The sequence below is a fragment of the Mesoterricola sp. MK458 genome (genome assembly GCF_055384935.1).
In genome coordinates this window covers 2,274,593-2,295,351 of the sequence record NZ_AP045075.1, presented here as the reverse complement: position 1 = coordinate 2,295,351, position 20,759 = coordinate 2,274,593, and the positions used below count along the sequence as shown (strand labels likewise).

The window sequence follows — 20,759 nt, the reverse complement described above, 5'->3', positions numbered from 1 at the left end:
TCAGGTCCCCTCCGGACCGGCCGTTTCGATCCGGTTGCGGCCCAGGGCCTTGGCCCGGTAGAGCAGGGCATCCACCTGGACCAGGAGGTCGGTAAAGGTGGTCTCCAGCCGGGGGCGCAGGGTGAGGGCGCCCAGGCTCACCGTGATCACTTCGGCGGTGGCGGAGGCCCGGTGGGGGATGGAGCTGGCCTGCACGGCCTCCCGGATCCGTTCGGCGAGGAGGGCGGCGCCCTGGGCATCGGTTTCGGGCAGCACGCAGGCGAACTCTTCCCCGCCGTAGCGGGCCGGCAGGTCCGAGGTGCGGCTGGCGCACTGGGTGAGGATCCGGGCGATCTGCTGCAGGCAGGCGTCGCCGGCCACGTGGCCGTAGGTGTCGTTGAAGGCCTTGAAATGGTCCACGTCCAGGAGGAGCAGGGACAGGTGTGTGCCCAGGCGGGCATGGCGAGCCAGTTCCCGGGCGAGCACGGTATCGAAATGCCGGCGGTTGGCGATGCCGGTGAGGCCATCGGTGGCGCTCAGGGCCTCCAGCTTGCGGTTGCTTTCAGCCAGGGCGGCGGACTGGGCCTCGATGATCCGGGTGCGCCGGCGCACCGCCCGGGCCAGGGACCGGGTGCGCAGGCGAAGCAGGGCGTAGACCGCGGCGCCGGCGGCCGCCAGGTAGCCCAGGATGGCCGCGGGGTGCAGCCACGGTGACGGCGCGACCTGGAAGGGGAAATCCAGGGGTTCGGATAGGCTGCCGTTGTATGCGCGGGCCCGCACCCGCAGGGTGTAGCTGCCCTGCGGCAGGGTGGTGAATTCCCGCCATCCCTCCACCTGCCAGGGGCGGGCCTCGGCCTCCAGTCCCAGCAACTGGGTCTGGTAGCGGGTATCCTCCTTGCGGTGGTACACCGGCAGCGAGAATTCGAACCGCAGGTGCCGGTCCCCGTGGGCCAGGCGCTGGTGCGGGACCACCGGGCGCCCGGGATCGGCCACAAGGGCCCGTTCCAGGATCAACCGGGGCAGGGGCTGCGGCGGGGTCTCCTGGGCCGGGTCCAGGGCCGCGGCTCCCCGGGAGGTTCCGATCCAGACCCGGCCCTGGTGGTCCACGATGGACGCGCCCAGGTTGCCGTTCTGGCTGGGCAGGCCGTCGCCCAGGGTGAAGGTGTCCACCACCGCAGGCCGCGGCGCGCCGCCTGTCCAGGTGAGGTGGAGCCGGTTCACCCCGCCGGCGGTGGAAAGGTAGAGCCTGCCCTGGCTGTCGGCCTCGATGCGCTGAACGTAGGAACTGGACAGCCCGGGCAGGCTGTCGGCAGTGAAGGTCTCCCAGCGGCTGGGGTTTCGCAGGTCCAGGAGTGCCAAGCCGCCCCCCAGGGTGCCGGCCCACAGCCAGGGGTGGCCATCCGGGCCGGCGCTCGCGTGCAGGGCGTAGACGGTCTGGTTGGGCAGGCCCGTGGCGGCGCCGAAGGAGGTCCAGCGGCCCTGCTCAAGGCGGGCGACGCCGCCTCCCCGGGTGCCCACCCACAGCACCGGCTCACCGTCGGCGCCCGGCACCGCGCACAGGCTCGCCACGTAGTCGTGGGGCAGGCCGTCCTTGCGCGTGAGAAGGCGCCAGCGGCCCCGCGTCCGGAAAGCAAGGCCCCCGGGGGTGCCCACCCAGAGGGTGCGCTCCCCGGCGCGGTTTTGCGTCTCCAGCAGGCAGATCACCAGGCCCGGGGGCAGCAGCCCATCGGCATTTTCGCGGTGCCACCCGGCGCGGTCCTTGCGGGCCAGGCCCTTGAGGGTGGCCACCCAGAGGTCCTGGCCGCTGGCCAGGAGGGCGATGATGTAGTCGCTGGGCAGGTCCGCGGCGCGGACCCGGGTCACGGGCCGCCCGGGGGAATAGCTCACGAGACCGTTGGAGGTGCCCACCCAGAAGGCGCCCGGCGTCCCGGGGGTCTCGGCGAAACAGGTGACCTCCTGGCCGGGCAGGCCCAGGGCCTCATTGAGGGTGCGCCAGCCGCCCAGGTCCAGGCTGGCCACGCCGCCGCCCCGGATGCCGAACCACACGGTGGGCTTGCCCCCGGGCATGGGAAGGGTGGCGAGGATGCCTGGGGTGGCCAGGCCCTGGCCTTGGCCCAGGGAGTGCCACCGGCCGTCCCGGAACCACCAGAGTCCCTGGTTGAGGGTTCCGATCCACAGGATGGGGCGGCCCTGGGCATCCCGGGTGGCGGCCAGGCTGGAGGTGGGGGACCGGGCCGGAAAGGCCGCGCCGGCCTCGAAGATCTGCCAGGTGCGGCCATCCCAGCGGGCGAGGCCGCCCGTCCACAGGCAGGCCCATACGCTCCGGCGGCCATCCCCTTCCTCCACGCCCAGCACGTCGTTGGCCGCGCCACCGGGAAAGCCGTCCGCCGGTCCCAGCACCCGCCATCGCTCGCCCTCAAGGCGGCACAGGCCCTTCTCCGTGGCCGCCCACAGACCCAGGGTTCCGTCCGGCGCCCGGAGCTGGCGGATGCGCCAGACGGTGCCGGCGGGCAGGCCCTGCTCCGGTCCCCAGGTGCGCCAGCGGCCATTTTCCAGGCTGGCGATGCCGTGGTCGCCGGTGCCCACCCAGAGCACCTGCCGGTCCTGGGCGTCCCGGGTTTCGGCCAGGGCGAACACGTGGTCGGAAGGCAGGTCCCGGCCGCCCCGGAAGTGGCTCCAGGTTCCCTCCTGGAGACGCCAGAGGCCGCCGTCCTGGGTACCGAACCAGACGCTGCCGTCCCGGGGCGCCAGGATCGCCCGGATGTACTGGGAGGAGCTCTCCTTGGGCATCCGCACCGGAACCCAGCCCTGTCCGGTGTAGAAGGCCGCCCCGTCGACGGTTCCCGCCCACAGCCGGCCCCTGGCATCGGTGGCGAATCCGTAAACGGTGCCGCTGGGCAGTCCATGCTCCATGCCCCAGACCCGCAGGGCCGGACGGGCCAGGTCGAAGGCGGACTGGGCCTGGACCAGGGCCCCAGTCAGGAGGCCCAGGAAACACAGACGCATGTGCAGAGGTTGCGGCATGCCCAAGGGTAGCGCAGAAGGTGCGCCGGCAGGGCGACGGTGCGCCCTAGACGCGGGCGGCGTAGGTCCTATGGAACGCGGCCAGCTTCTCCACCACCGCGCGGATCTTGTCGGTGGGCGGCAGGATGGTGGTGCGGAAGTGGGCGGTGCCCTCGGCCTGGCCGAAGCCGGAGCCGGGCACCACGCAGATGCCGGTCTCCTCCAGGAGCGCCATGCACCAGGCTTCGTCGTTGAGGCCCTGGGGCAGCTCGACGCGGGGGAAGGCGTACATGGCGCCGGCGATGACGTTGCAGGTGATGCCTTCCACGCGGTTGAGGCCCTCGGCGAGGATGACGGCGCGCTGCTTCATGCTCTCGAGGATGCCGGAACGCTCCTTCTGGTAGAGGGCATGGGAGGGGGTGCCGGGGCGGGGAGGCCGCACCATGGCGTAGGTCGCCACCTGTCCCGCCAGGTTGGCGCACAGGCTCACCGACTGGAGCTTGAGGATCTGGGCGGCCACGTCCTCGGGGACGTTGCGGTACTCGAAGTACCCGCCCCGCACGCCGCACTCGCCCTGGAAGCCCTTGGAGCAGGAGTGGAAGCTGAAGAGCGAGACGTCCTGGATCCCCCGGTCGTGGAGGACCTTGGCGAAGGACACGAACCTGTCGCCGGCCAGGTAGATGTTCTCCTGGTACACCTCGTCGGCCAGCACGGCCAGGCCGTGCTTACGCGCGAAGTCCAGGACCATGGCGATGTTCGCCTCGTCCAGCACCGCGCCGGTGGGGTTGCCGGGGTTGATGACGCAGATGGCCTTGACCCGGGTGCCTTCGGCCTGGGCCTTGGCCAGGGAGGCCTCCAGCAGGGCGGGGTTGAGCCGCCAGTTGTCGGCCTCGTCCAGGCCGTAGGGGACGATGCGGCCCTCGTAGAGCGTGATGGTGGCGCTGTAGAGGGGATACTGGGGGATGGGGATCATGATGCCGTCGGCCGGCCCCGAGATGAGGAGCTTCAGGATGCTCTGCACGCCCTTGCTGGCGCCGTCGGTGAGGTAGATCTGGTCGGGGTCGATCCCCACGCCGTCCCGTTCCTGGATGAACTGGGCCACGGCCTCGCGGATGAATCGCACGCCGCGGCTTTCGCTGTAGGCGCCCAGCCCGTGGCGGGAGCCCTTGAGGACGGCCTGGGCGGTCTCCAGGACATCGGCGGGAAAGAGCCCGGGGGCGGCGGTGATCAGCTCGGGATACTCGCAAAGGGCGAGAAGCTGGCGCACGTAGGTGATGGGCCGCTGGCCCAGGGACTGGGGATTCCCGATGTTGCAGTAGATGACCTCGCGGCCCTGCTTCTCCAGTTCCTGCGCCCGGGCGACGATGGGCCCCCGCACCGCGTATTCCGTGTCCAGCACGGCTTTCCCGAGATCCTTGAGTTGCATGGTCATGGTTGCTCCGTCAATGTGTTCCGGCGTCGAAGACCCGCTGGACGCGGGCGTTGATCTGGCAGGTGACTTCGTAGGTGATGGTTCCCAGGACGTCGGCCCACTCCTGGGCCGTGATCTCCTCGTTGCCGCTGCGGCCCATGAGGACCACCTCGTCGCCCGGCACGGCCTCCGTCTCGGGGCCCAGGTCGATCATGCACTGGTCCATGCAGACGCGGCCCACCACCGGATAGGAGCGTCCGTGAAGGAGGGCCCTCCCGCGGTTGGAGAAGAGGCGGTTGAACCCGTCGGCGTAGCCCGCGGGCAGGGTGCCGATCCAGGTGTCCTGCCCGGCCACCCAGGTGCGGCCGTAGCCGATGCTGGTGCCCCGGGCGACCTTCTTGAGAAAGGAGAGCCGGGTGAGCAGCGACATCCCCGGAAGGAGGGCGATGGTGCGGGGCGTGGTGGGGTCCGGGTAGTGCCCGTAGATCATGACCCCGGGCCTCACCATGGAGAGCCAGGCGTCCTCGTGGCCCAGCACCGCGCCCGAGTTGGAGCAGTGCACCAGCCCTGGCTCGCGTCCGATGGCCGCTGCGATGGCCGCCGCGACGTCGCGGAACTGGCCGATCTCGGCGCGGGTGTAGGGCGTCTGGGCCGGTTCGTCGCTCACGGGAAGGTGGGTCATGACGCCTTCCAGCGCCAGGTCCGGGCACGCCCGTTCCAGAAAGAGGGCAAGGTCCGGGGCCACCCCGGGCGTCACGCCGACCCGGCCCATGCCGGTGTCGACCTTGAGGTGCACGTGGGCCTTCCGGCCCAGGCCGGCCGCCACCGCCTGCAGCAGCTCGGCGTTGGCCCGGTCGCAGACCGTGAGCGTGATATCCGCGGCCACCGCCGCGGCCATCTCCTCGGGGAAGGTGGGGGAGAACTTGAGGATGGGCAGCCGGATGCCGGCCTCCCGCAGCTCGAGCCCCTCGGGCACGGTGGCCACGCCCAGCCAGTCCGCGAGCCTTCCCTCCTCCGCCATGCGCGAGACCTCCACCGCCCCGTGCCCGTAGGCGTTCGCCTTGACGGCGATGAGGACCTTCCGGCCTGGTCCTACCTGGGCGCGGATGCCTTCGAGGTTCCTGCGGATGTTCCCGAGATGCACCCGGGCGTGGGTCTGGTAGAGCATGGGTTCCCCTGCATTATTCTAGCCCCGCATGACGGCCTTCTGCACGTAGGGCGAGGTTGATAAGGCCAGCAGAGCGCTGTAGTTGGGGCTGAAGGCCAGCTCCATCCCCAGCTCCACGGGCGTCTCGGCGTCCTCCACGTCGAGCACCAGGTGGTCGCTGCTGCCGCCCAGGACGATGATGCCCTTGTCCTCGGGCACGATGCCGTCCACGGTGACGTCCTGGCGGCCCAGGTTGCAGATGGCCCGGAGGCGCACGCCCCGGTCCTGGAATTCCTCGTAGCCGCCGAAGGCGTCCTGGCCCCGGTCGCCCACGGGCACCGAGGGCTTGCGCTCCAGCTCCACCACCTCGGCCACCATGCGGAAGGTGTCCTGGCGGGTGCCGGGCCAGGGGGTGCGATCCAGGACGTTGCGGCCCAGGACGATGGCTTCCCCGATGCGGAACTGATTGATTTCCTTTGGCATGCGCCCCGACTCCAGCAGCGGCAGGCTGGCGCTGTTGCCGCCGGACAGGGTTTCCAGCTCCAGGCCCGTGGCCCGCCGGCAGGCGTCGCGAACCTCGATGAGGGCCGCCATGTTCTCCACGGACGGGATGACCCCGCCGTAGCAGGCCAGGTTGCAGCCCAGGCCGGCCACGTGGATGTTGGGGAGCCGGCTGGCCTCGCGCACGACGTCGATGGCCCGGTCCGGCCAGACGCCCTCCCGCAGGTCGCCCACGTCCACCATGACGATGACGTTGTGGTGGACGTTGAGGAACTGGGCCGCCTCGGAGAGGAGCCGGATGGTGGAGACGCTGGAATTGAGGGTGGTGTCGGCGCAGCGCACCACGTCGGCGGCCCGGGAGGGCGCCGGGATGCGCAGGAGCATCAGGGGCAGGGACTGGCCCGTGTTGGCCATGGACATGAGGTTGGCGATGCGGGAATCGGCGATGAGGTCGGCCCCCGCCTGTTCCAGGGCATGCACCACCGCAGGGTGCGCGCAGGTGACCTTGGTGACGCAGGCCACCTTGGCGCCGTGGGCGTGGCAGCGGCCGATGACGGACCGCGCGTTGGCGGCGATGCGGTCGGGGTAGATCTCGAGGCGGGGGGTCCGGTAGTACATCAGTGCTCCGTTTCGGCCCAGCGCCTGAAGGTGGCCTTCACGTCGTCCGGGTAGGCCTGGGCCAGGGTGCCCAGGGCCGAGAAGAGGTAGTCGCGGTCGATGAGGACGCGGGCCTCGGGCGGCGGAAGGAGGTGGGTGCCCGCGCCGGTGCACACGGACCGCAGGCAGTCCTCCCCCCCGGGAACCCGGGTGAGGGCGCCGCCGGTGGCCACCACCCATCTGACGGAGGTGAGGTCCTTGCCCTTGATGATCTGCTTGCGTCCGGTGGGGGTGTAGAGGTCCGAGATGATCCCCGCGTGGCGGCGGGCGCCCACCTCCACGGCCCGGGCGCGGAGCCAACGGGTGAGTTCCCGCTCCCGCTCGGTGCCGGGCAGGGCCTGCAGGTCCAGGAGCCGCTCGCGCCACGCGTCGTCCCCGTAGGTGTCCACGATGTGGTGGGCGTTGACGTAGACGCCCAGGTCGCCCTCCACGGTGCGCTTGGCCCGTGGCTCGGGGTCCACCAGGCGGCTGGCGAACTCCAGGCTGCCGTCGGTGACGGAGTGCACGTCGGTGGTGGCTCCGCCCACGTCGAACACCAGGCAGTCGCCCATGGCCTCGGCGAACAGCTCGGCGCCCCGGAGCACCGCGCCCGGCGTGGGCAGGATGCCCCAGCGGGTGAGCCCGGCGAAGGGGGCCATGCCCGGGGCGTGGACGATGTGGCGGCTGAAGAGGTCGTGGATCCGCGCGCGCAGGGGCACCACGTTCAGCACGTCCACGTCGGGGAAGACGTTCTCGGCCAGGAGCAGCTCGAGGCCGGCCTCCTGGAAGAGCTGGCGGATGGGGCGCTGCAGCGCGACGTTGCCCGCATAGACCACCGGCACCTTCAGGCCCAGGCCGGCGATCCGTTCGGCATTGCGCAGGACGATGGCCTTCTCGCCGTAGTCCACGCCCCCGGCCAGGAGGATCATGTTGGGCGCGATCTCCCGCAGCTCCTCCAGGTCGAAGTCGTCCAGGGGGCCCGCGGTCACCTGCTTGACGATGGCCCCGGCGCCCAGGGAGGCCTCCTGGGCGGCCCGGGCGGTCATGCCCCGGGTGAGCCCGTGCACGGTCATGCGCAGGCCACCGGCGGCCGAGCTGTTCACGAAGGTCTCGGGGTCTCCCGCGGGCCTCCCGAAGCGGACCTCCAGGTCGGCCACGGCGGCCTTCACGCCGATGCCCACGTCGCCCTGGGCCACGCTGGTGGGCGCGAACCCCTGGGCCAGGTGCCGGAATCCGTCCCGGCCATCGCGCGCGAAGCCGTTCACCTTCGTGATCGTGCTCCCCACCTCGATGGTCAGGACCTGGATTCCGTCCACGCTACACCACGCCCCGGGCCCGGAGGACCTTGACCATGGCGTTGACCACGTGGATTCCCTTGGTGCCCCGGCCGAAGGTGGCGTCCAGGCCCGTTTCGGCCGCCATCTCCCGGTTCACCTGGGTGCCCCCGGCGATCAGCACCAGGTTGTCCCGGATGCCCTTCTCCCGGCAGAGCTCGGCCAGCTTGCGCATCTGGGCCCGGTGCACGTCGTTGTGGCTGATGATCGTGGAGATGAGGATGGCCTGGGCCCCGGTCTCGATGGCCGCGTCCACCAGCTTGGCCAGGGGCACCGAGGTGCCCAGGTAGGTGTACTTGACGCCATACTTCTCGATGCCGCCGTGCTTGATGTCGAGGATCTCGCGCAGGCCCACGCTGTGCTCGTCCTCGCCCACGGTGCCGGCCACCACCCGGAGGCCGGTGGCCTTCACGGCGGCGCGCAGGACCTCCTCGGGCAGGATGATCTCCTTCTCGGGGATCTTCAGGGAGTTCCGCTCGATGTCGAAGGCCACCTTGCCCTTGACCTCCACGAAGCAGCCTTCGGAGGGGTGCAGGACCATGGTGTTGATGACCTCCGGGTCGGTCAGGCCCATCTTGCGGGCCATCTCGGTGGCGTACACCGGGGCGATGTCCTCGTTCTCGGGCACGAAGAGCTGGATGAGGACGGTGCCGTCCCCCGCCCACTCGGCCTCGGGGCGGATGAGGCCGCCCTTGCGGTAGGGCAGGGTCTTCTCCAGGCGCCGGGTGCAGCTGTCCTCGGGATCCAGCTCGTCGATGTAGACGATCTTCTCCGGATCGCACAGGGTGCAGCCCTGGATGGGGGCGCAGGGCTTGTCCAGGCCTTCGGGGACGTGGTTGTGGCCGAAGTGGCTGCACACGGGGGCGAAGTAGTCCGGGTCGCGGGGAACCAGGGAACCTGCGCCCACGCCGCCCTTGCCGTCGCGGGCGATGCCGTCGCCGTTGCGCTCGGGGTACTTGGCGGAGTCCACGAAGAAGCCCTGCTCCACGGCGGCGAAGTAGCCGCCCTGGTCCACCACCTCCTCCAGGAAGGCCACGGCGCGTTCCTTGAGGTCGCGGACCATGGCGCCCAGGGGGCCGTCGTGGTTGAGGGTCACCAGCTCCTTGATGCCGTCCAGGGCCGCCCAGGTCTGCTTCACGGTCTGGACGCCCCGGATGTTGTTGTAGTGCCAGGGCACGTTGCGGCCTTCGTCCGGGGTGATGGTGGACTGGATGTCGGCCCGGGTGAGCATGGAGATGAGGGTGTCCACCGTATGGGTGCGCACGGCCTCCTCGATGTCGGCCTCGATGTAGCGGGTGTTCTGCTGGGCCCGCATGCGGTATTCGCTGAAGAAGTCGCGCAGGGCAACGGCGTAGGGCAGGTCGAACCAGAGCTTGGGCGCGGGGGGGGAATTGGGGGGCACGGTGGACAGGCCGATGAGGTCCCGGTCCATGCCCGCGGCCACGGAGAAGGCGCAGTTGATGCCGTGCTGCACCATGAGCTCGGGCATCACCAGCCAGCCCGCCTTGGCGGTGGCGTTGGCGTTGTGCGCCCCGTCGATCTGGAAGATCCCGGCGCCGGCCATCACGGACTTGGCCTCGGCGGCGTCCACGAAGGAGCGGTACATGTTCACGTTGCGGTAGAGGACGTTGTACTGCGGGTCCTGGTGGGCGCCGTTGATGCCCTCCTCGGCGAACAGCACGGCCACTTCGGGACCCGCCACACCCGAGACGTAGGAATGGAAGTTGATGGGCCGGCCCACCTCCTCCTCGATGAGGTCGCAGGCCTTGCGGCTGGCCCGGATCTGCTTGCGGGTGATGGGAACGCCGCCGATGCCCTCGGGGGTGCCTTCCAGCAGGCCGTCGATGTGGCTCTGCCCGGTGGTGCGGATGACCATGATGTGGTCCGCCCCGTGCCAGGCCGCCATGCGCATGCGGCGGATGTCGTCCTCGAAGCGCCCGGAGGCGATCTCGGTGGTGACCACGCAGGAAGGCTGGGGGTCGATGTGGTCGAAGTACTTGGAGGCGGGAAGGCCGATGGAGTTCTTCAGGGGCTTGGACATGTCCCGGAAGTGGAAGGGGCCCATGTTGACGCCTTCCGTGGGCACGTCGCGCCAGGTCCAGCCCTTGCGGGGGGGATGGTAGGTCTCCAGGCCCTCGAGGATGTGCTCGACGTCGAGCTTGACGTTGGGTTCGAGATGCTCGCTCATGCGTTCACGCTCTGGAAGAGGTTCTTGAGGACGTCCTGGTTCTCGAGGATCGCCGCGGCCGCGCCGCGCACGTCCTTCCCGGTGCGTTCCGCCACCCGCAGGAGCACGTTGCCCGCGCCCTTGGACAGCAGGCCCGCCTCGAAGATCCGGTCCACCACGCCGTGGGAGCTCACGCTGTCCACGCCCATGCGCAGGAGCACGGAGCGCTCGATGGAGGGGCTGGTGTGGGTGCGGGCCAGGTCCACGATGGGCTCCACCACCTGGTTGCAGAGCTGCCAGAAGCGCTCCTTGAGCTGTTCGTCGCTCATCCGGGCCAGCTCGGCCTGGCGCCGGGCGAACCGTTCCTTGCGTGCCTGGGATTCATCCGTCATGGGGGTCTCCGTTGGGTTCACAGGGTCGCGGCGGCCGTGGCCACCCAGTCGAGGTCCTTCTTGAGGTCGGCGGCCAGGAAGGCCCGGTCCGCGTCGGTCCACAGGGCGACGGGGTGGGCCTTGGCGGCGTTGCGCAGGTAGGACATGCGCAGCTTTTCCATGTCCTGGACGCTGCCCTGGACCTGGTCCAGGCGCTCGGGAATGACGATGGCCTTGCCCGGGACGTTCTCCCTGGGGTCGCCCACCCGCACCTCGATGCCGTTTTCCCGGGCGAAGGAGAGCTGGCGGTTGTGGTGCTTGCCGGCGCCGGTGTACTCGGTCTCCTGCACCACCACGATCTGGTCCCGGTCCATGGTGCGCGCCAGGGTCACCGCCGCCGTGAGGCTGGTGTTGCCCGCGGGTCCGCGCTCAAGGCCCTCCAGCTTGGCGAGGAGCTCGGTGACGTAGAACACCTCGCCCTGGGTGACCAGCTGGTACTCGTCCATGTAACGCAGGCTCCGGGCCGCGTTGCGGGGCACGTCCACCCGGTCCGGCCAGGTGGCGAAGGGCACGCCGAAGCCGGTGTGGCCGGTGGTGAACGACTTGCGGTTGAAATCGGTGTCGGAGGCCATGTGCAGGCCCCCCAGGTCCACGGAGCAGGCCACGACGCGGGTACCGGTGCTGCCGGCCGCGATGAAGCCGCGGGCGGTGCCCGTGAGGTTCCCGCCGCCGGCATGGGTGATCACCACGGCGTCGGGGTCCTTGCCGTAGCGGGCCCGCACCTGTTCGGCCACCTCGACGCCCAGGGTCTCCACGCCCTTGATGCCGAAGGGGGTGTAGAGGCTCGCGTTGAAGAAGCCGGTCGTTTCCAGGGTGAGCAGGAGCTGGAAGAAGAGCTCGGGTCCCACGGAAAGGCGCTGCACCTCGGCCCCGTAGGCCTCGCAGGCGCGGCTCTTCTCCAGGATCTCGGGCTGGCCCACGCCCCGGCTGTCGAAGACCTCCTGGACGATGATGCACTTGAGGCCGCGCATGGCGGCCTGGGACGCCACGGCGGCGCCGTAGTTGCCCGAGGTGGCCGCCACGAGGCCGGCGTAGCCGCGCTTCTTCGCCTCGAAGGCGCTGATGGCCGCGCGGCGCGCCTTGAAGGAGCCGCCGGCGTTGGCCGCCTCGTCCTTGACGAGGATCCGGGCGCCCTTGCCCGGTCCCGCGAAGGCGCGCACCGCCTCGGTGAGGTTGGTCAGCTCGAACAGCGGCGTGTTGCCGACCTTGGTCTGGGCCTGGATGCGGACGATGTCCTCCAGGGAGTACCCGGTCTCGCGCATCATGCGCTCGTAGTCGAAGGCGATGGGGCTCTGGATGTAGTCGGAGAAATCGATTCCCAGGCTGGCCTTCATGATCTCGTTGCGCCGGCCCATGACGGCCTGGTAGGACATGTCGTTCATGGGCGCACCCCGATGTGGAGGAGTTCCGGCACGGTCGGTCCGAAACTATGGGTATAACCGGGATTGGCGACCTTCAGGACGCCCTGGTGGGCGTGGCCGATCAGGCTGAGCACCGTCACCTGGGCGCCCAGCTCGGCATCCGCCTGGAGGAAACCAGAGATCCTCAGGACATAAGGGTGGATGCGGGTCTCCTCCGGAAGGTTGGGGGCCCGGTCCTCGGGCTGAAGCAGCACCCGCTCGATCTCGACCCAGGTGCCCTTGGGAATGACGGTCATCTCTTGCCTCCCTATGCCGCCTTCGGCGGCCCTCCGGAGAGGGCCGCCGGGAGCGGGCTACTGATGGATCTGCTCCCTCATGTCGCCCATGATGGCGCGGGGCACGGGGAGGTCGATCATGGTGAAAAGGCCGGGCCTTGCGTTGATCACCTGGGGAATCATGTTGATGCACATGGCGATGGTGCCGATGCCGCCGGGGATCTCGGGCTTGTTGGACAGGTTCACGTTGGGCGTGCCCTTGATCACCACGTAGTCGCCGGTGTCGGTGCCTTCCAGCTCGGGCTCGATCTGCTGGGGGTGGACCATCTCGACGGCCACCTTGCCGTCCACGGTGCCGAAGCCCAGCATGGTGCAGCCGGCGACGTTCCCGGGCTTCACTTCCGCGTACTTCGTCTTCCGCAGCACGTTCGAGACGATGGGCGCCATGGACTGCTCCACGGGCTTGTCCAGCTTCCAGCCGATGGCGTCGCAGATCATGTTCACGGACTCGTTGAAGCCCACGTGGCCGGCCAGGTGCCCGGAGGCGGCCTGGCTGTTGAACGCGTCCAGGGTGAGGCCCACGCCCTGCTCCTCCATGACCGCGGGGCCGAAGGGGGAGAGGCTGTTCACGCGCTCGGCCTTGATGTGCTCAACGTCGGTGCAGGCGCCGGTCATGAGGATCACCAGCAGGTCCATGATGAGGCCGGGATTGATGCCGGTGCCCAGGATGCTCACCCCGTTGGCCTTGGCCAGGCGGTCCAGCTCCTCGGCCAGGGCGGGCTCCTTGGCCTTGGGGTAGGCCATCTCCTCGGCGGTGGAGATGACGTTGATGCCCTGCTCCACGACCAGCTTGATCTTGTCGAAGGCCTTGCGGGTGAAGCTGTCGGTGGCGAGGATCACCACGTCGGCGCTGCCGCGGGTGACGACCTTGTGGACGTCGCCCTGGATGATCACGTCGGGGCGGCCTCCCCGGGGAACCCCCAGCACCTCGAACATGCTCTTGCCGACGCGGTCGGGGTGGATGTCGCACACGCCGACGATGTCGACGCCCTTCTTGCGCAGGAGCACCTCGGCGATGCCTCCGCCCATGGCTCCGAATCCCCAGATGGAGACCTTCACGTTTTCCTGTCTCATGTTATCTCCCGTGCTACAGCGTGGCGACCATGACGGCCTTGATGGTGTGCATCCGGTTCTCCGCCTCGTCGAAGACCTTGGAGTGGTGGCTGCGGAAGACCTCGTCGGTCACCTCGCGGATGTCGTGGCCCTTGTCCTTCATGTCCTTGGCGAGCTTCGTCTCGAAGTCGTGGAAGGCCGGCAGGCAGTGCAGGAAAATCATGTCGGGGTTCTTGGTGCGCTTCACGAGGTCCATGGTGACCTTGAAGGGGGTGAGGAGGCGCACCCGCTCGGGGATCTGGTCCTCTTCGCCCATGGAGGCCCACACGTCGGTGTAGATGACGTCGGCGCCCTCGACGGCGTTCACGTCGTCGGTGATCTCGATCTTGGCGCCGGTGAGCTTGCCCACTTCGCGCACGCGGTCAAGGATCTCCTGGCTGGGGTAAAGCTCCTTGGGGCCCAGGCCCACGAAGTGCATGCCCGTCTTGGCCGCGCCGTACATCAGGGCGTAGCTCATGTTGTTGCGGATGTCGCCGGCGAACACCAGCTTGACCTTGTTGAGGGGCTTGGCCACATGCTCCTCGATGGTGAGGAAGTCGGCCAGGATCTGGGTGGGGTGGTCGATGTCCGTGAGGCCGTTCCACACCGGCACGCCGGAGAACTTCGCCAGGTTCTCCACCACTTCCTGCTTGAAGCCGCGGTACTCGATGCCGTCGAAGAAGCGGCCCAGGACCTTGGCGCTGTCCTCCAGGGACTCCTTCTTGCCCATCTGGGAGCTGTTGCTGTCCAGGAAGGTGACGTGGGCCCCCTCCTCCAGCGCGGCCACCTCGAAGGCGCAGCGGGTGCGGGTGGAGGCCTTCTCGAAGAGCAGGACGACGTTCTTGCCCTTCAGGAGGTAGTTATAGACGCCCATGCGCTTCTTGGCCTTCAGGTCACGGGAGAGGTCCAGGAGGTAGCGCACCTCCTCAACGGTGAAGTCCATGAGGCTGAGGAAGCTGCGTCCCTTGAGGTTGACGGCCATGGCGGTTCTCCTTTTCGGCATGGCAAGTATATTGCGCATTTTTGGGATGTGCAATATATTACCCTTTGAGGTTCCCATGGCCTTCGATCCCCGAAAACTCTTCCTGCCCATCTCTCTGAACATTGTCAAAAAGCGGCACGACCTGAAATGGAGCCAGCAGGAGCTGGCGGACCGCGCCGGGCTCAGCCGGCGCATGATCGGCATGATCGAGAGCGGCGAGAGCAACGTGAGCCTGGCCACCCTGGGCCACATCGCCGCGGCCTTCGACCTCACCTTCTCCGAGCTGGTGGACGCGGCGCAGGAGGATGCCCACCCCGACCGGGGCCTCCAGTTGTGGCAGGGCAGCAGCGCCGGCACCAAGGTGGACCTGCTCCAGAGCTTTCCCGCCCGGCGCACCGTGGAGCTCTGGAAGTGGACCATCGCCCCGGGGGACCGCTACCAGGGCGAGCCGGACCTTCCGGGCTACCGGGAAATGGTCTACGTGGTTCGCGGCGAACTCACCCTGGAGCGCGACGGCACCTCGGAGGTGCTCAAGGCGGGCCAGTCCATCGCGTTCCCCTCCGACACCCCCTACGCCTTCGCCAATACGGGCAAGGGAAGCCTGAGCTTCATCCTGAACGTGGTGGCCTAGGAGGCTGTCCAAGTATTCCTCGGCCCCGCGATGATGGCACCGGCCATGGCAAGACAAGGCACGCGAGGAGAGCGATTCGGGTAATCGTTCGACGAGCGTAACGCGGGATTGCCGTGGCCGCTGCCATCACCCGTAGGGCGGCGCCTGGAAGCCCGCTTCTCGTGTGCAAGCCCCTTGAAAATATGACCTATATTTCCTGCGGGTCTTGCGCTCGATAATCGGGCTTCCAGGCGCCGTCGCGGGGCCGAGTAATACTTGGACAGCCTCCTAGCCCCCGCCCACCAGTGGGAACAGGGCGAGCGTATCCCTGTCCTCCAGGGGCCTGTCCAGGGCGGCATGCAGGCCGTTGACCATCACGATCCCCATGTCCCTCGCGGTGAAGTCCAGGCTGTGGATGACGTGGAGGCAATCCGCGCCTTCCGGGAAGGCCTTCTCGGCCTCCTTGAACCTGCCGTTGCGGAAGTGCGCGAAGAGCTTGACGGTGATGATCATCAGAAGTTCCAGAACGCGTCGACCTCTTCGTCGGTGAAGTCCCACACGGCGTCGTGGGGGGCGACGGGGTCGGTGCGGAAGAATTCCGGGAGCCGGTCGTGGACGCTGGTCAGGCCCGCGGCGAGGTTGAAGGCGCGCTCGGTCTTGAGGACGGTCTTGCCCAGGGCCGCCACGTCGTCGCCGGTGAGTTCGGCGCCGAAGCGCGCGTTGATCATGTCGATGAGGGCCGGCAGGCACTCGGGGACGTCCAGGGCGGGGAAGGCGATGAAGATGCACATCCCGGTGGAGTCGATGGCGGCGGTGGCGATCTGGAGGTTCCGGCTGAGCTCCACCTGGCCGTCCTTCTTGAGGGGATCCACCTGGCCGCCCACGTTGAGGATGTTGGTGGCGATGGTGTAGCCGGCGGTGTGGTCGGCGCCCATGGGGGTGGTGGCGTAGGTGATGCCGATGCCCTTGACGGAGCGGGGGTCGTAGGCGGGGATGCCCTGGTTCTTCACCACGGGGACGCGGGTGATGCCGTACGTGCGGCCCACGGCCCCGGCGCCCGAGGCGATGACGCGGCCCAGGGCGGTGCCCCGGCCCACCTCCTCGCGGAGGATGCGAAGCACCTCCTTGCCGTCGCCCCAGGGGAGGATGCCCGCTTCCATGGCCACGCCGAAGGCCACGGCGGTCTCGATGGAATCGATGCCCAGGTCGTCCATGATGCTGTCGGCCGTGGCGATGTCGTCCAGGTCCGTGATGGTGCAGTTGGCGCCCAGGCCCCAGATGGTCTCGTACTCGAAGCCGGAGGTGAGGTAGTTGCCGCCCGCGTCGTTGTAGACCTGCGAGCACTGGATGACGCAGCCGGCGTGGCAGCCGTGGCGGGGCTTGCCGCCCCGGGCGACGATGGTCTCGTGCATGGTCTCGCCGCAGATGGCGTCGTGGCCGTCGAAACGGCCGGAGGTGAAGTTGCGGGTGGGGAGGCCGCCGGCTTCGTGCAGGATGTTCACCAGGACGTTGGTGCCGTAGGTGGGCAGCCCGGTGCCGCTCACGGGGTGGTCCATGAGGGCCTTGGTGAACGTGCGGGAGGCCGCCTTGAACCGCTCCGGATCCGCCAGCCGGATGCCGGGGCCCCCTTCGTCCTCGACGGTGATGAACTTGACGCGCTTGGAGCCCATGACGGCGCCCAGGCCGCCCCGCCCGTGGCTGCGCAGCTTGCCGGAGGGGTCCCGGACGGAGATGTTGGCCGCGGTCACCCGCAATTCGCCGGCGGTGCCGATGCAGAGCACGCCGGCCTTCTTCCCGAGGCGGCCCTCGATGGCTTCCAGCACCGCGAAATTGTTCCTGCCGATGAGCTCCCGTTCCTCCTGGATGGCGACGCCGTCCTTGGTGACCCGCAGGCCGTACCAGGCGTCCCCCTTGGGCAGACCCTCGATGATCAGGGCCTTGATGCCCAGGCGCGCGAACATCTGGGCCGCGGTGCCGCCCACGTTGCTCTCCTTGATGCCTCCGGTCAGCGGGCTCTTGGCGCCGCAGGAGAGGCGGCCCGAGTTGGAGGCCGAGGTGCCCGAGAGGAGGCCCGGGGCGAAGACGAGCTTGTTGTTGGGTCCCAGGGGGTGGCAGGCGGGGGGCACCTCCTTGGCCACGATGGTGGAGGTGAGGGCGCGGCCCCCAAGGCCCGCCCAGGCCGCGGGCGTCTCCTCCGTGCGGGTGGTGAGGTCGGTCAGATTGACCCTCAGGATCCTGTCCATGGTCTGCTCCCTTCGAACCGCAAGGCGGAACCCGTGTAAACGCACGGGTTGTGCCATGTCCTCGCCCCGGGGCGGGATGCCAGGCGCCGCCAGGGGCGGGGCAGGAAAAAAGGACGAAATATCAACGTTCCATGTACGTGCAACTTCGTCACAGGTTGCGCCAGGGCGTACCACGGGGCGAACGATATGGGACACTTCGGTACGGTCCAGTCCGGAGCAGCCATGGGATACCGCAAGATCGACACGCCCGCCATCCTTTCGGCCTGGGAGCAGTTCGTGAGCACCGGCGACGTGGAGCCGGGGGTCCTGGCCCCGGAGGTGGAGGCGTCCTGGCGCCGCTGCCAGGCGGCTGGGGTGGACCCCTTCGCGGGCAGGGCCGTGGGGGTGCTCAGGCCGTCGGCCTTCGCGGCGCTGGTCGAGCGCAAGCAGGACCTGATCCGGGTGGCCAAGCCCTTCATGGACAACCTGTTCAGCCTGGTGGCGGGGGCCTTCGTCGTCCTGCTCTTCGATGAGCACGGGATCCTCCTGGAGGCCGTGGGCGATCCGGAGCGCATCCGCACCTGCCAGGACCTCAACCTCAACGGCGGGGCCCTGTGGGACGAGCACGAGGTGGGAACCAACGGAGCGGGAACCTGCCTGGTCCTGGGCCGGCCCTTCCAGGTTTCGGGCCCGGAGCACTTCTGCCGCAAGCACCACCGCTGGACCTGCTCAGGCGCCCCCATCCTCGATCCCGAGGGCCGGGTCCTGGGCCTCCTGGACCTGTCCGGGCCCGTGGACGAGACCCATTCCCACACCCTGGGGCTGGTGATGGCCGCCGTGGCGGCCATCCAGAACTCCCTGGCCCTGGAGCAGCGGAACCAGGAATTGACCCTCCTGAACGACCGGCTCTCCCGCGTCCTGGGCACCGTCACCGACGGCGTCATCGTGGTGGACGCCCACGGCGCCATCGGCCAGATCAACCCCGTTGCCGAGCGCCTCCTGGGCATCCGGGAGCCCCTGGCGGGAACCGCGTCCATCCAGGATCTGGTGCTGGACCCGGAGCCCCTCGCCGAGCTCCTGGAACGGGGGCGGGAATTCCTGGACCGCGAGATGGACCTGCGAAGCGGGCAGGGCCCGCAGCACTGCCTGGCCAGCGGCAAGCCCATCCTGGGCGCCGGGGGCGCGGTGCGCGGGGCCGTGCTGTTCGTGAACCCCATCAACAAGCTCAAGCGGCTCGTGAACCGGTTCTCGGGGGCCCAGGCCACCTTCCGGTTCGAGGACATCCTGGGGCGCGGGGAGGCGCTGGCCAAGGCGGTGCAGCTGGGCCAGGCCGCCTCGGAGAACGACAGCAACGTCCTGCTCACCGGCGAAAGCGGCACGGGCAAGGAGATGTTCGCCCAGTCCATCCACAACCAGTCCGCAAGGAGAAGGGGGCCCTTCGTGGCGGTGAACTGCGGGGCCATCCCGCGGGAGCTCATCGCCAGCGAACTGTTCGGGTACCAGGACGGCGCCTTCACCGGGGCCGCCAGGGGCGGGCGCCCCGGCAAGTTCGAGCTGGCCGGGGGCGGCACCCTTTTCCTGGACGAGATCGGGGACATGCCCCTGGAGCAGCAGGTGGCCCTTCTGCGGGTGCTGCAGGACCGCACCATCACCCGCCTCGGGGGGGACCGGGCCTTCCTGGTGGACGTCCGGATCATCTGCGCCACCCACAAGGACCTTCGCGAGGAGGCCCGGCGGGGCACCTTCCGCCAGGACCTCTACTACCGGCTCAACGTCTCGACCCTCAGGCTGCCTCCCCTGCGCGAGCATCCCGAAGACGTCCCGCTGCTCCTGGAGGCCTTCCTCCGCAAGCAGGGCCGTGAGGGCCTGGACATCGATCCCGCGGTGGTGGCCGCCCTCCAGGCCCACCCCTGGCCCGGCAACATCCGGGAATTCCAGAACGTCGTGGAGCGCATGGTCCTGGCGGCGCGGGGAAGGCGCATCACCGCCGAGCACCTGCCGGAGGAGCTCATCAGGCCCGCCCAGGCGCCAGCGCCGCCGGCCCCCGTGGCCTCGGGACCGGTGCGTCTACGGGACCTGCTGGCGGAAGAGGAACGGGAGGACATCCTCGCGTGCCTGAGGTCGGCCCGGGGGAACATGACCCGGGCGGCCCAGAGCCTGGGCATCTCCAGGAACACCCTCTACCGGAAGATGGAGAAGTTCGGAATCTAGCTCTCGCTAGCGCACCGCTTCCCTTGCGATCATCAGCTCCTCGTTCGTGGGCACCACGGTCACCACGACCTTGGAGTCGGGCGTGCTGATGATCCGTTCGCCCTTGCCGTGCTCGTTGGCCTCGGCGTCCAGCTTGACGCCCAGGAACGTGAGCTTGCTGCAGACCTTGGCCCGCACGAAGGTGCTGTGGGTGCCGATGCCGGCGGTGAAGGTGATGGCGTCCACCCCGTCCAGGACCGTGGCGTAGGAGCCGATGAATTGGCGCACGTTGTAGGTGAGGAGGTCCCGGGCCAGGCGGGCCCGTTCGTTGCCCTGGTTCGCGGCCAGTTCGATCTCCCGGAAATCCGAGGAGACGCCGGAGATGCCCAGGAGGCCGGACTTCTTGTTGAGCAGGTCGGTGATGGCCTTGTAGTCCAGGTTCTCGTATTCCATGAGCATCTCGACCACGCTGGGGTCGATGGTGCCGCAGCGGGTGCCCATGATCACGCCCTGCAGCGGCGTCATGCCCATGCTGGTGTCCATGCTCTTGCCGTTGAGCACGGCGCAGATGCTCGTGCCGTTGCCGATGTGGCAGGTGATGATCTTCAGGGAGCGCAGGGGGCGGCACAGGAGCAGCGCGGTGCGGGCGGCCACGTACGCGTGGCTGGTGCCGTGGAAGCCGTAGCGCCGGATGCCGTACTTCTGGCTGAGGTCGTACGGGATGCCGTAGATGCGGGCGAAGTCCGGGATGTCGTGGTGGAAGGCGGTGTCGAACACGGCCACGTGGGGGACGTCCGGGAAGGCCTCCATGGCGGTGCGGATGCCCAGGGCGTTGGCGGGGTTGTGCAGGGGGGCGTAGAGGGCGAAATGCTCGATGTCGGCCACCACCTCAGGGGTCACCAGCACCGAGTCCCCGTACTTGGGCCCGCCGTGCACGACCCGGTGGCCCACCGCGTGGATGGGCGTGTCGTGGAGGACGGCGGCGCGCAGCCGCTCCAGGATGGCCTCCAGGGCCTCCCGGTGCGTGGGCAGGGGCAGGGCCTCCTTCCGCCTGTCGCCGGCGAGGGTGCACTCCAGGTTGGTATCCGCCAGCCCGATGCGCTCGGCCATGCCGTCGGCGATGGAGACCTCCTTCGCCATGTCGAAGAGGTTGAACTTCAGACTGGAGGAGCCGGCGTTCAGGACGAGTACGAACATGGCAGAAACAATACCAGGAGTTGCAAGGGAATCTTCCGGATGCTCCGGGGATTCGGACGGCCCCGGAAACCCGGGCCCGGGGATCGGCCGCCCATACAAACAAGCAAGCGTAGGATGGAGCTACCGAAACCCTGAAAATGTTCCCCATAGCCTCCAGGGAG

The 20,759-nt window shown here is 69.0% G+C and carries 16 protein-coding genes; 2 read left to right on the top strand and 14 right to left on the bottom strand.

What is annotated here, in order from left to right:
• The 11 genes from ACZ5LB_RS10040 to argF all read right to left on the bottom strand — a co-directional run bounded on the left by ACZ5LB_RS10040 (position 1) and on the right by argF (position 14,379).
• Entirely contained in the window at positions 1-2,985 is a 2,985-nt protein-coding gene (locus ACZ5LB_RS10040) for a ligand-binding sensor domain-containing diguanylate cyclase (protein ID WP_464606114.1), read from the bottom strand.
• A gap of 64 nt (positions 2,986-3,049) precedes the next feature.
• Entirely contained in the window at positions 3,050-4,414 is a 1,365-nt protein-coding gene (locus ACZ5LB_RS10035; protein ID WP_464606112.1) for an aminotransferase class I/II-fold pyridoxal phosphate-dependent enzyme, read from the bottom strand.
• Between the two features lie 10 nt (positions 4,415-4,424).
• Positions 4,425-5,561, bottom strand: a complete 1,137-nt coding sequence (gene alr, locus ACZ5LB_RS10030) for an alanine racemase (RefSeq protein ID WP_464606110.1) — start codon at positions 5,559-5,561, stop codon at positions 4,425-4,427.
• An 18-nt stretch (positions 5,562-5,579) separates the two neighbouring features.
• Complete coding sequence (locus tag ACZ5LB_RS10025) at positions 5,580-6,659, bottom strand: alanine/ornithine racemase family PLP-dependent enzyme (RefSeq protein WP_464606108.1); 1,080 nt, start codon at positions 6,657-6,659, stop codon at positions 5,580-5,582.
• Positions 6,659-7,984, bottom strand: a complete 1,326-nt coding sequence (locus ACZ5LB_RS10020) for a glutamate mutase L (RefSeq protein WP_464606301.1) — start codon at positions 7,982-7,984, stop codon at positions 6,659-6,661. The genes ACZ5LB_RS10025 and ACZ5LB_RS10020 overlap by 1 nt, the downstream gene beginning before the upstream one ends.
• 10 nt (positions 7,985-7,994) lie before the next feature.
• A complete protein-coding gene (gene oraE / locus ACZ5LB_RS10015; protein WP_464606106.1) occupies positions 7,995-10,199 on the bottom strand; it encodes a D-ornithine 4,5-aminomutase subunit OraE in 2,205 nt (734 codons plus the stop codon).
• Positions 10,196-10,570 carry a D-ornithine 4,5-aminomutase subunit OraS gene (oraS, locus tag ACZ5LB_RS10010; RefSeq protein WP_464606104.1) on the bottom strand — a complete coding sequence of 125 codons (375 nt, stop codon included), beginning with the start codon at positions 10,568-10,570 and terminating at the stop codon, positions 10,196-10,198. The genes oraE and oraS overlap by 4 nt, the downstream gene beginning before the upstream one ends.
• A gap of 17 nt (positions 10,571-10,587) precedes the next feature.
• Positions 10,588-11,991, bottom strand: a complete 1,404-nt coding sequence (gene ortB / locus ACZ5LB_RS10005) for a 2-amino-4-oxopentanoate thiolase subunit OrtB (protein ID WP_464606102.1) — start codon at positions 11,989-11,991, stop codon at positions 10,588-10,590.
• On the bottom strand, positions 11,988-12,266 hold the full coding sequence (gene ortA, locus ACZ5LB_RS10000) for a 2-amino-4-oxopentanoate thiolase subunit OrtA (protein WP_464606100.1): 279 nt from the start codon (positions 12,264-12,266) through the stop codon (positions 11,988-11,990). The genes ortB and ortA overlap by 4 nt, the downstream gene beginning before the upstream one ends.
• Positions 12,267-12,323: 57 nt before the next feature.
• Positions 12,324-13,379: a 2,4-diaminopentanoate dehydrogenase gene (ord, locus tag ACZ5LB_RS09995; protein ID WP_464606098.1), complete on the bottom strand. Its 1,056-nt coding sequence runs from the start codon at positions 13,377-13,379 to the stop codon at positions 12,324-12,326.
• Positions 13,380-13,392: 13 nt separating this feature from the next.
• Positions 13,393-14,379: an ornithine carbamoyltransferase gene (argF, locus tag ACZ5LB_RS09990; RefSeq protein ID WP_464606096.1), complete on the bottom strand. Its 987-nt coding sequence runs from the start codon at positions 14,377-14,379 to the stop codon at positions 13,393-13,395.
• 76 nt (positions 14,380-14,455) lie between these two features.
• Here argF and ACZ5LB_RS09985 point away from each other — a divergent pair, with 76 nt between their 5' ends.
• Positions 14,456-15,010: a helix-turn-helix domain-containing protein gene (locus tag ACZ5LB_RS09985; protein ID WP_464606094.1), complete on the top strand. Its 555-nt coding sequence runs from the start codon at positions 14,456-14,458 to the stop codon at positions 15,008-15,010.
• A gap of 267 nt (positions 15,011-15,277) precedes the next feature.
• On the opposite strand, the gene ACZ5LB_RS09980 is transcribed toward ACZ5LB_RS09985, so the two are convergent.
• The gene (locus tag ACZ5LB_RS09980) at positions 15,278-15,502 is read right to left on the bottom strand and encodes a MoaD/ThiS family protein (RefSeq protein ID WP_464606092.1); all 225 of its coding nucleotides are present in this window, start codon (positions 15,500-15,502) and stop codon (positions 15,278-15,280) included.
• Entirely contained in the window at positions 15,502-17,232 is a 1,731-nt protein-coding gene (locus ACZ5LB_RS09975; RefSeq protein WP_464606090.1) for an aldehyde ferredoxin oxidoreductase family protein, read from the bottom strand. The genes ACZ5LB_RS09980 and ACZ5LB_RS09975 overlap by 1 nt, the downstream gene beginning before the upstream one ends.
• 222 nt (positions 17,233-17,454) lie before the next feature.
• Here ACZ5LB_RS09975 and ACZ5LB_RS09970 point away from each other — a divergent pair, with 222 nt between their 5' ends.
• Positions 17,455-19,422 carry a sigma-54-dependent Fis family transcriptional regulator gene (locus ACZ5LB_RS09970; RefSeq protein ID WP_464606088.1) on the top strand — a complete coding sequence of 656 codons (1,968 nt, stop codon included), beginning with the start codon at positions 17,455-17,457 and terminating at the stop codon, positions 19,420-19,422.
• Positions 19,423-19,428: 6 nt separating this feature from the next.
• Here the strand turns inward: ACZ5LB_RS09970 and ACZ5LB_RS09965 are convergent, their stop codons facing one another.
• Positions 19,429-20,598 (bottom strand): acetate/propionate family kinase, encoded by a 1,170-nt coding sequence (locus tag ACZ5LB_RS09965; RefSeq protein WP_464606086.1) that lies wholly within the window; start codon positions 20,596-20,598, stop codon positions 19,429-19,431.
• Positions 20,599-20,759 lie beyond the last annotated feature (161 nt).

Bases quoted from the DNA above. Each gene is read 5' to 3' on its own strand.
- ACZ5LB_RS09970 (WP_464606088.1), top strand. From the start codon at position 17,455: ATGGGATACCGCAAGATCGACACGCCCGCCATCCTTTCGGCCTGGGAG.
- ortA (WP_464606100.1), bottom strand. From the start codon at position 12,266: ATGACCGTCATTCCCAAGGGCACCTGGGTCGAGATCGAGCGGGTGCTG.
- oraE (WP_464606106.1), bottom strand. From the start codon at position 10,199: ATGAGCGAGCATCTCGAACCCAACGTCAAGCTCGACGTCGAGCACATC.
- oraS (WP_464606104.1), bottom strand. From the start codon at position 10,570: ATGACGGATGAATCCCAGGCACGCAAGGAACGGTTCGCCCGGCGCCAG.
- ACZ5LB_RS09985 (WP_464606094.1), top strand. From the start codon at position 14,456: ATGGCCTTCGATCCCCGAAAACTCTTCCTGCCCATCTCTCTGAACATT.
- ACZ5LB_RS09980 (WP_464606092.1), bottom strand. From the start codon at position 15,502: ATGATCATCACCGTCAAGCTCTTCGCGCACTTCCGCAACGGCAGGTTC.
- ACZ5LB_RS09975 (WP_464606090.1), bottom strand. From the start codon at position 17,232: ATGGACAGGATCCTGAGGGTCAATCTGACCGACCTCACCACCCGCACG.
- ACZ5LB_RS10035 (WP_464606112.1), bottom strand. From the start codon at position 4,414: ATGACCATGCAACTCAAGGATCTCGGGAAAGCCGTGCTGGACACGGAA.
- ACZ5LB_RS10025 (WP_464606108.1), bottom strand. From the start codon at position 6,659: ATGTACTACCGGACCCCCCGCCTCGAGATCTACCCCGACCGCATCGCC.
- ord (WP_464606098.1), bottom strand. From the start codon at position 13,379: ATGAGACAGGAAAACGTGAAGGTCTCCATCTGGGGATTCGGAGCCATG.
- ACZ5LB_RS09965 (WP_464606086.1), bottom strand. From the start codon at position 20,598: ATGTTCGTACTCGTCCTGAACGCCGGCTCCTCCAGTCTGAAGTTCAAC.
- ortB (WP_464606102.1), bottom strand. From the start codon at position 11,991: ATGAACGACATGTCCTACCAGGCCGTCATGGGCCGGCGCAACGAGATC.
- alr (WP_464606110.1), bottom strand. From the start codon at position 5,561: ATGCTCTACCAGACCCACGCCCGGGTGCATCTCGGGAACATCCGCAGG.
- argF (WP_464606096.1), bottom strand. From the start codon at position 14,379: ATGGCCGTCAACCTCAAGGGACGCAGCTTCCTCAGCCTCATGGACTTC.
- ACZ5LB_RS10040 (WP_464606114.1), bottom strand. From the start codon at position 2,985: ATGCGTCTGTGTTTCCTGGGCCTCCTGACTGGGGCCCTGGTCCAGGCC.